We start from the raw sequence: 8,366 nt of genomic DNA, 5'->3' as shown, positions 1-8,366 counted from the left end.
GGCCTGGGGGGTCCGCGCGGCGGGCGATCCCGACCTGCCGGTGTCCCGGGTCGCCGTCCGCGGCAGCGCGGCGTCCACGCGGGACACGAAGTCGCGCAGCGGTTCCGGCCGGGGCAGGGCGCCGATCCGCCCCAGCCCGGCGTCGCCCGGCGCGGGCACCAACGCGAACACGTCGAACGCCGGCTCCTCGTAGGGATGGGCGGCGCGCATCGCCGCCAGCACGGCTCCCCGGATCCGCGCGGGCGCGACCACCTCGAACCGATCCTCGGCCACCCGCTCGACGGTGCCGACGCTGCCCACCGCGGGCGACGCCCCTTCGTGCGGCAGGAACTGGCCGATGCCGCTGACACTCCAGCTGCAGTGCGAGTAGTCGCCGATGTGCCCGGCGCCGGCCTCGAACACGGCCGCCTGCACCGCTTCTGAGTTCTCGCGCGGCACGTAGACCACCCACTTGTCGAGGTCGGTCGCGGCCGTCCGCGGCTCCAGCGGTGCTTCGACGGCGAGGCCGAGGGCTTCGGCGAGCGCGTCCGAGACGCCCGGGGCGGCCGAGTCGGCGTTGGTGTGCGCGGTGAACAGCGAACGCCCCGTTCGGATCAGGCGGTGCACCAGCGCGCCCTTGGGCGTACTGGCCGCCACCGTGTCGACGCCGCGCATCAGCAACGGATGATGGGCCAAGAGCAGCCCGCCGTCGGGAACCTCGCCAACGACGGCCGGCGTCGCGTCGACCGCCACGGTCACCGACTCGAGCGCATCATCGGGGTCCCCGCACACCAGGCCCACCGAATCCCACGATTCGGCCAGCCCCGGTGGGTAGGCCTCGTCCAGCGCGTCGATCACGTCGGCCAGCCGCACGCTCACGCGCACACCTCCGAGACGGCCTCGACCAGCAGCGGCCATTCCCGGCGCACCGCGGCCCGCAGGTACCGTTGGTCCAGGCCGACGAACGTGTCACAGCGACGGATGGCAATCCCCTTGTCTCGCAGCTTGTTTCGGATCTCAACGGCGTCCGGGCGGCGGAACAGGACGAACGGCGCCCGCCCGTGGACCACCTCGGCACCCACCGACGTCAGACCGTCCACCATCTCGGCGCGCAACTCCGTGAGACGCTCGGCACCGGCCGCCGCTTCGGCGACGGACTGCGGGCCGCAGCACGCCGCGATCGCCGTCAGCTGCAGTGTGCCCACCGGCCAGTGGGCGCGCTGAGCGGTCAGCCGGTCGAGGACTTCCGGTGAGCCCAGGGCGTAGCCCACCCGCAACCCCGCCAGCGCCCAGGTCTTGGTCAGGCTGCGCAGCACCACCACGTCGGGCAGCGAGTCACCGGCCAGCGACTCCGGTTCGCCCGGGATCGCATCGGCGAACGCCTCATCGACCACCAGGATGCGGCCCGGCCGCCGCAGCGCGAGGAGCTGCTCGCGGGTGTGCAGCACCGAGGTGGGGTTGGTCGGGTTGCCGACCACGACCAGGTCGGCGTCGTCGGGGATTCGCACCCCGTCCAGGCCGAACGGCGGCTCGAGCACCACATGGTGCACGGCCACCCCGGCGGCGGTGAGCGCTGCCGCCGGCTCGGTGAACGAGGGCGCGACGATCGCCGCCCGCGCCGGACGCAGGTTGCTCAACAGCGCGAACCCCTCGGCCGCCCCGGCGAGCGGCAGCACCTCGTCGCGCGCCCGGCCGTGCCGCTCGGCGACCGCGTCCTGCGCCACCCGGACGTCCTGGGCGCTCGGATAGCGCGCCAAATCCGGCAGCCGCGCGGCCAGCCGCCGCACCAGCCATTCGGGTGGTTGGGCGTGACGGACGTTGACGGCGAAATCCAGCATCCCGGGTGCGACGGCCTGATCACCGTGATAGCGCGCCGCAGGCGGGGTCAAGTTCAGACTCGCCATCCGAGAAACACTAGTGGGCCGCGCCGGGGCGCGGCAGCGACACCGGCACACCCGGCCGCGGGGCATCGAGGACAATGGTGAGGTGACAGGCTCAACGTCCACCGATCGCCCTTCGCCACGCCTGGCGACCGAGCTGGTGATCTTCGACCTCGACGGCACGCTCACCGACTCCGCGGAGGGGATCGTGGCCAGCTTCCTGCACGCGCTCGAGCAGGTCGGCGTGGACGTGCCGGACGGCGACCTGGTGGCCCAGATCGTGGGCCCGCCGATGGACGACACATTCCACGCCATGCTGGGCGAGGACGCCGAGCGGGCGATCGCGGCCTTCCGCGCCGAATACGCCGACCGCGGCTGGGCGATGAACACCCTGTTCGACGGTATCGAGCCGCTGCTGGCCGACCTGCAGGCCGCCGGCGCCCGGCTGGCGGTGGCCACGTCGAAGCTCGAGCCGACGGCGCGCCGCATCCTGGCCCATTTCGGGCTCGATCGGCATTTCGAGGTCATCGCCGGGGCGAGCCCGGACGGCTCGCGCAAGACCAAGGTCGAGGTGCTGGCGCACGCATTGGAGCAACTGCAGCCGCTGCCCGATCGGGTGCTCATGGTCGGCGACCGCAGCCACGACGTGCACGGCGCGGCCGCGCACGGGATCGACACCGTGGTGGTCGGCTGGGGCTACGGCCGCGACGACTTCCCCGACGGGGCGACCGCCGCCGGCGCCACGGCGGTGACGCACGCCGCGACCGTCGACGAACTGCGGGCGGTGCTCGGTGTCTGAGCGCGAGCCGCTGCACGTGACGTTCGTGTGCACCGGCAACATCTGCCGGTCGGTGATGGCCGAGAAGATGTTCGCCGACCAGCTGCGCCGCCGCGGCCTCGCCGAGGCGGTGCGGGTGACCAGCGCGGGCACCGGCAACTGGCACGTCGGGGAATGCGCCGACGACCGGGCGACCGACGTGCTGCGCGCCCACGGTTACTCCACCGACCACCGCGCCGCCCAGGTCGGCGAGGACCATCTGGCGGCCGACCTGGTGGTGGCCCTGGGCCGTAACCATCTTCGGATGCTGCGCGAGCTGGGCGTCGACGAGGAGCGGGTGCGGATGCTGAGGTCGTTCGACCCGCGTTCGGGCGCCCACGCCCTCGACGTCGAGGACCCGTACTACGGCGACGCGCGGGACTTCGAGGACGTGTTCACCGTCATCGAGGCCTCGTTGCCCGGCCTGCACGCCTGGGTCGACGATCGGCTGGACCGGAACGGATCGCCCTGACATGCGTCGGTTGACGTTCTTGCTGCGGCCCGGCTGGATCGCGCTGGCGCTGGTGGTCATCGCGTTCGCCTACCTGTGCTTCACTGTGCTGGCGCCGTGGCAACTGGGCAAGCACAACCGGACGTCGCGGGAGAACCGCCAGATCGAGTATTCCCTCAACACCGAGCCTGTTCCCCTGAAAAGCCTGCTGCCGCAGCAAGGTTCGGCGGCCCCGAACGCGCAGTGGCGCCGCGTCACGGCCACCGGGCACTACCTGCCCGACCTCCAGGTGCTGGCGCGGTTGCGGGTGATCGAGGGCAAACCCGCGTTCGAGGTGCTGGCGCCGTTCGTCGTCGACGACGGGCCCACGGTCCTCGTCGACCGGGGCTACGTGCGGCCCGAGCAGGGCTCCCAGGTGCCGCCGTTCCCCCGCCCGCCCCGGGAACCCGTCACCATCACCGCGCGGCTGCGCGATTCCGAGGCCGTCGTCCCGGGCAAGGACCCGTTCACCCAGGACGGTGTGCAGCAGGTGTATTCGATCAACACCGAACAGGTCGCTGCGCTGATGAAGGTCCCCCTCGCCGGGTCCTATCTCCAGCTGACCGAGGACCAGCCCGGCGGGCTCGGCGTCATCGGCGTGCCGCACCTGGACGCCGGTCCGTTCCTGTCCTACGGCATCCAGTGGATTTCGTTCGGCATCGTCGCGCCGCTGGGTTTGGGTTACTTCGTGTATTCCGAGATCCGCGCCCGCCGCCGGGAAAAGCAACCCCCGGCCGCGGCTGCGCGGGCCCCGGAACCGCCGAAGACCGTGGAGGCGAAACTCGCCGACCGCTACGGCCGCCGCAGGTAACACAGCAGCCCCGCCACGACGGCGGCGCCCGCCTGCACCGTCCGCGACAGCGCCACCACGCGCCGCAGGTCGGCCACCGTCGGCTCGTGGCCGTCGCCCAGGGTGGGCCGGATCTGCAACTCGTGGTGGTATTGCGTGGGCCCACCGAGGCGCACGCCCAGCGCCCCGGCGAAGGCCGCCTCGACGACGCCGGCGTTGGGGCTGGGGTGCCGGGCGGCGTCACGGCGCCAGGCCCGCACCGCATCCGAAGCCGACCCGCTGACGAAGGGCGCCGAACCTACCACCAGCGCCGCCGTCACCCGGGCGGCGACGTAGTTGGCTGCGTCGTCCAATCGTGCTGCGGCCCAACCGAATCGGGCATAGCGCGCCGAGCGATAGCCCACCATGGAGTCCAGCGTGTTGATGCCGCGGTACGCCAGCACCGCGGGCACCCCGCCCACGGCGGCGCACAGCAGCGGCGCCACCTGGGCGTCGGACGTGTTCTCCGCGACCGATTCCAGCGACGCACGCGCCAGGCCTGCGGCGTCCAGCCAGGCCGGATCGCGGCCGCACAACGAGGGCAGCAGGCGGCGCGCTCCCTCGATGTCCCCGCGTTCCAGCAGTTCCGACATCGCCAAGCCGGTGCGCGCCAGCGAGGTCCCGCCCACCGACACCCAGGTGGCGGCGGCGGTGGCCGCGATCGACCAGGGCCAACCGCCGCGCGCGGCGGCCCGTTGCAGCGCGGCGCCCAGCAGGCCCACCGCTCCCACCAGCACGCCGACGTGCACCACCCCCGCGCCCCTGGCGTCGCGGTAGGTCACGCGCTCCAGCCCCGCCGCGGCCCGGCCGAACACCGCGACCGGATGCCCCCGCGCCGGGTCGCCCAGCGCCACGTCGGCCAGGTAGCCGGCCAGCACGCCGGCCAGCCGCGTCCGCGTCGCCAACACCCTGGCAGCGTCTCACACGCGTGCCGAGCGCTAGGCCATGGCGAAGAGGCCCGCGACGATCACCGCGGCGATCAGCACGACGATCACCCACCAGATCAGCAAGGGTGAGTCGAACGTGGCCGTCGACGCGGTCGCCCGGTGGCGCGCCGGGCCCGTGGCCGGAACGCCGAATGGGGTGCTCATTTTGCTAGGCGTGCCCGTTTTCGGCCGGTTCTAACGTCCGGGTCGTGGTTCACTCGAAGGCATGGCGTCGTCCGCGACGAAGCGGCCCGCGACCCGGGTCGCCGACCTCCTGAACCCGGCGGCACTGCTGCTCCCGGCCGCGAACGTGATCATGCAGTTGTCCTTGCCGGGCGTCGGGTACGGGGTGCTGGAAAGCCCGGTGGACAGCGGCAACGTCTACAAGCATCCGTTCAAGCGAGCCCGCACCACCGGCACCTACCTCGCGGCCGCCACCATCGGGACCGAGTCCGACCGCGCGTTGATTCGCGGCGCCGTCGACACCGTGCACCGGCAGGTCCGCTCGACGTCGTCAAGCCCGGTGCCCTACAACGCTTTCGACCCCAAGTTGCAGCTGTGGGTGGCCGCGTGCCTGTACCGCTATTTCGTGGACCAGCACGAATTCCTGCACGGCCCGCTCGACGACACCACCGCCGACGCCGTCTACCTCGACGCCGCCCGGCTGGGCGCCACTTTGCAGGTGCCCGAGGGCATGTGGCCGCCGGACCGGGCGGCCTTCGACGCGTACTGGAAGCGCTCGCTCGACGAGCTGCGCATCGACCCCCCGGTGCGCGAGCATCTGCGCGGCGTGGCGTCGCTGGCGTTCCTGCCCTGGCCGTTGCGGGTTTTGGCCGGCCCGTTCAACCTGTTCGCGACGACGGGTTTCCTGGCTCCGGAGTTTCGCGCGCTGATGCGGTTGGACTGGTCGCGGGGCCGGCAGCGCCGGTTCGAGTGGCTGCTGTCCGCGCTGCGGCTGGCCGACCTCTTCCTGCCGCACGGGGTCTGGCTCCTCGGGTATCAAATCTACCTGTGGGACATGCGATTTCGTGCGCGGCGGGGTTGGCGAATCGTCTAGCCCCGGATCGTCGCGAAGAACGCGCGGACGTCGTCGACGAACAGCTCCGGCTGCTCGAACGCCGCGAAGTGTCCGCCGCGCTCCATCGTGGTCCAATGCGTGATGTTGTAGACCGGCTCGCACCAGCTTCTCGGCGCCTTCAGCAGCTCGTGCGGGAAAGCCGCGACCCCCGTGGGTAATTCGACACGGTCCAGCTGCCCGAACACCCTGAAGCTCTCCCAATACAGACGAGCCGACGACGCGGCGGTGTCGGTGACCCAATAGACCATCACGTTGTCGAGCAGCTCGTCGCGGGTGAACGCGTTCTCCGGATGGCCATCGCAATCGGCCCACGCCCAGAACTTCTCGACGATCCACGCCAGCTGCCCGACCGGCGAATCGGCCAGCCCGTAGCCCAGCGTCTGCGGCCGGGTGGACTGCTGCTTGGAATAGCCGGTGCCCCACTTGCGGTGCTCGGCCAGCGCGGCCATCGCCCGCCGCTCCTCGTCCGTCGGGTTCTTCAGGGATTCCGGCGTCGGACGCCCGATCGGCATGTTGAGGTGGATTCCCACGCAGTGCCCCCGGTTTCGCCCGATCTGCGTGGTCACCGCGGCGCCCCAGTCGCCGCCCTGGGCGCCGTAGCGGTCGTAGCCCAGGCGCAGCATCAGCGCCTCCCACGCCTCGGCGATCTTCTCCACGCCCCAGCCCGTGCGGGTCGGCTTTCCGGAGAACCCGTATCCGGGCAGCGACGGGCAGACGACGTGGAAGGCGTCCTCTGCGCGCCCGGACGCCGGGTTCGTCAGCGGCTCGATCACCTTGTGGAATTCGACGATCGAGCCGGGCCAGCCGTGGGTGATCAGCAGCGGGAACGCATCGTCGTGCGGCGATCGCTGGTGGATGAAATGGATGTCCAGCCCGTCGATTTGGGTGGTGAACTGGTCGAAGCGGTTGAGCGCGGCTTCGCGTGAGCGCCAGTCGTATTCGTCGGCCCAGTAGCCGGCCAGCTCGCGGGTGTAGGCCAGCGGCATGCCCTGGCTCCAGTCGTCCACGCATTCGGCTTCCGGCCATCGGGTGCGCGCCAGCCTGGAGCGCAGGTCTTCCAGGACGTCCTCAGGGACGTCGATGCGAAACGGTTCCACGGGTTGCTCGTCCACGCTCCTGAGGTTGCCACACCGCCACGGTGCGGGGCGAGCGTAACGCCATGGCGAAGATCGGAGCCGAAAGTCGCCGTGGCGTTACGCCCACGACCGCCGCGAATGGGTGAGAGCGCGACAGGGACGCGAACCGGCGGAGCCGGCCGGTTACCGGGCCGGCTCCGCGGGTATCGCGGTCGCTACTCGCACGGCGATCATGGCCACCGCGGTCAACTGAACTGTTCTGCGGACATCCATGTCGACGTGGCGATCAGGTCGCCGCGGTCGAGCGCGGCGGCGCGGTGCTCGTGGACCTTCGCGTACTCCTCCGTGGTGACCATCTCCAAAAACGCTCCCGGCGTCGGGTATTCGACGAGCAGGATCGCGTCCCACCACGGCTCTTGACCCTCGCCGATGACCACCGCGGGGGCGGTGCCGCCGAAGCGAACCTTCGCGCCGACGCGCTCGAGGTGCGGCGCGACCTCCGCCCCGTATTGCAGGTAGCGCTCGAGGCCGCCGGGGTTCTTGAACTTCAGCAGATTGACCATCACCACCGGGGCGTCGGCCGGCCGCGCGACGAGCGCTTTCACCTGCTCGGGGGTGGTCTCTATCGAGGTGCTCATGTGGATCTCCTTGTCGTTGTCAGTGCTGGCTAACCGTGCCGGCGGCCCCACCGCCGATGTAATTGACCGGCCCCGCTTGTTGCGCCTCGGCGACCACCGGGGTCAGGTGGCGGATCATCACCGCGTCGAGGACGGAGTGGAATTGGCCGTCCTCGGTGAAATTGATGTTGGCTCCCTCGACGCGGATGAACACGACCGTGTCCTCGGTGTTGGACTCCGGGCAGACGAAGGTGTGCACGGAGCCGGCCGGCTCGTACAGATACGAACCGGCGGTCTGCGGCTGATCGGGGTACTCGAGGTAGTACCAGCGACCCGAGAGTGTGTAGGCCTCCGCGGTGCCGGTGTGGTAGTGCACCGGCAACTGGGCTCCGGGACTCAAGACGGCCAGCACCACCCAGCAGCCGGCTTCCAAATCGAGGCGAAGCGGCTTGAAGTGCACTCCCGGGGCGAGCGCGTCGCGCAGCAGGGGGTTGTCCCCCTCGTTGACCGTCAGGAGTTCGCCCTGCGGCAGGGCCGCCAGCGGCAACGGCGTTCCGGAGCTTGTCTTGGCCGATGTTGGTTCAGCGGCGAGCGTCATGGTCTTTCCTTGGGCTGCAGTGACTTCCCCCGCATCGGTGGAAGGGCGGTGTTGGTACCGCCGACTCCACGATGCC

11 protein-coding genes are annotated in these 8,366 nt (G+C 71.0%); 4 read left to right on the top strand and 7 right to left on the bottom strand.

From position 1 onward, the window contains the following. Positions 1–858: YqfO family protein (locus tag A5701_RS05705; RefSeq protein ID WP_067749708.1), on the bottom strand; the 858-nt coding region annotated here is incomplete at its 3' end. Next, positions 855–1,883 carry an Rv2231c family pyridoxal phosphate-dependent protein CobC gene (gene cobC, locus A5701_RS05700; RefSeq protein WP_067749692.1) on the bottom strand — a complete coding sequence of 343 codons (1,029 nt, stop codon included), beginning with the start codon at positions 1,881–1,883 and terminating at the stop codon, positions 855–857. The genes cobC and A5701_RS05705, both read right to left, overlap by 4 nt. Positions 1,884–1,965: 82 nt before the next feature. Here cobC and A5701_RS05695 point away from each other — a divergent pair, with 82 nt between their 5' ends. From A5701_RS05695 to A5701_RS05685, 3 genes are read left to right on the top strand one after another with little or no spacing between them, the layout of a single operon-like run. Further along, positions 1,966–2,658: an HAD-IA family hydrolase gene (locus A5701_RS05695; RefSeq protein ID WP_197498854.1), complete on the top strand. Its 693-nt coding sequence runs from the start codon at positions 1,966–1,968 to the stop codon at positions 2,656–2,658. Next, complete coding sequence (locus A5701_RS05690) at positions 2,651–3,148, top strand: low molecular weight protein-tyrosine-phosphatase (RefSeq protein ID WP_067749691.1); 498 nt, start codon at positions 2,651–2,653, stop codon at positions 3,146–3,148. Before A5701_RS05695 ends, A5701_RS05690 begins: the two co-directional genes overlap by 8 nt. A 1-nt stretch (position 3,149) precedes the next feature. Beyond that, positions 3,150–3,977 carry an SURF1 family protein gene (locus tag A5701_RS05685; RefSeq protein ID WP_067749689.1) on the top strand — a complete coding sequence of 276 codons (828 nt, stop codon included), beginning with the start codon at positions 3,150–3,152 and terminating at the stop codon, positions 3,975–3,977. On the opposite strand, the gene A5701_RS05680 is transcribed toward A5701_RS05685, so the two are convergent. Continuing rightward, on the bottom strand, positions 3,959–4,903 hold the full coding sequence (locus A5701_RS05680) for a cobalamin biosynthesis protein (protein WP_067749687.1): 945 nt from the start codon (positions 4,901–4,903) through the stop codon (positions 3,959–3,961). The two genes, A5701_RS05685 and A5701_RS05680, sit on opposite strands and share 19 nt — an antisense overlap. Positions 4,904–4,933: 30 nt before the next feature. Beyond that, positions 4,934–5,086, bottom strand: a complete 153-nt coding sequence (locus A5701_RS27995) for a hypothetical protein (RefSeq protein ID WP_156669934.1) — start codon at positions 5,084–5,086, stop codon at positions 4,934–4,936. A gap of 61 nt (positions 5,087–5,147) precedes the next feature. Between A5701_RS27995 and A5701_RS05675 the strand changes: the two genes are divergently transcribed. Next, positions 5,148–5,978, top strand: coding sequence for an oxygenase MpaB family protein (locus A5701_RS05675; protein ID WP_067749686.1), 831 nt, complete (start codon positions 5,148–5,150; stop codon positions 5,976–5,978). Here the strand turns inward: A5701_RS05675 and A5701_RS05670 are convergent. From A5701_RS05670 to A5701_RS05660, 3 genes are all read right to left on the bottom strand, one after another. Further along, on the bottom strand, positions 5,975–7,096 hold the full coding sequence (locus tag A5701_RS05670) for an epoxide hydrolase family protein (protein WP_067749704.1): 1,122 nt from the start codon (positions 7,094–7,096) through the stop codon (positions 5,975–5,977). The genes A5701_RS05675 and A5701_RS05670 overlap by 4 nt on opposite strands. Positions 7,097–7,320: 224 nt before the next feature. Further along, positions 7,321–7,713, bottom strand: coding sequence for a DUF1330 domain-containing protein (locus A5701_RS05665; protein WP_067749702.1), 393 nt, complete (start codon positions 7,711–7,713; stop codon positions 7,321–7,323). Between the two features lie 19 nt (positions 7,714–7,732). Further along, positions 7,733–8,290 carry a 2,4'-dihydroxyacetophenone dioxygenase family protein gene (locus A5701_RS05660; protein WP_067749684.1) on the bottom strand — a complete coding sequence of 186 codons (558 nt, stop codon included), beginning with the start codon at positions 8,288–8,290 and terminating at the stop codon, positions 7,733–7,735. Positions 8,291–8,366 lie beyond the last annotated feature (76 nt).

It is taken from the genome of Mycobacterium sp. E3305, from assembly GCF_001666785.1.
Lineage (GTDB): Bacteria > Actinomycetota > Actinomycetes > Mycobacteriales > Mycobacteriaceae > Mycobacterium.
This window is presented reverse-complemented; position numbering and strand designations above follow the sequence as displayed.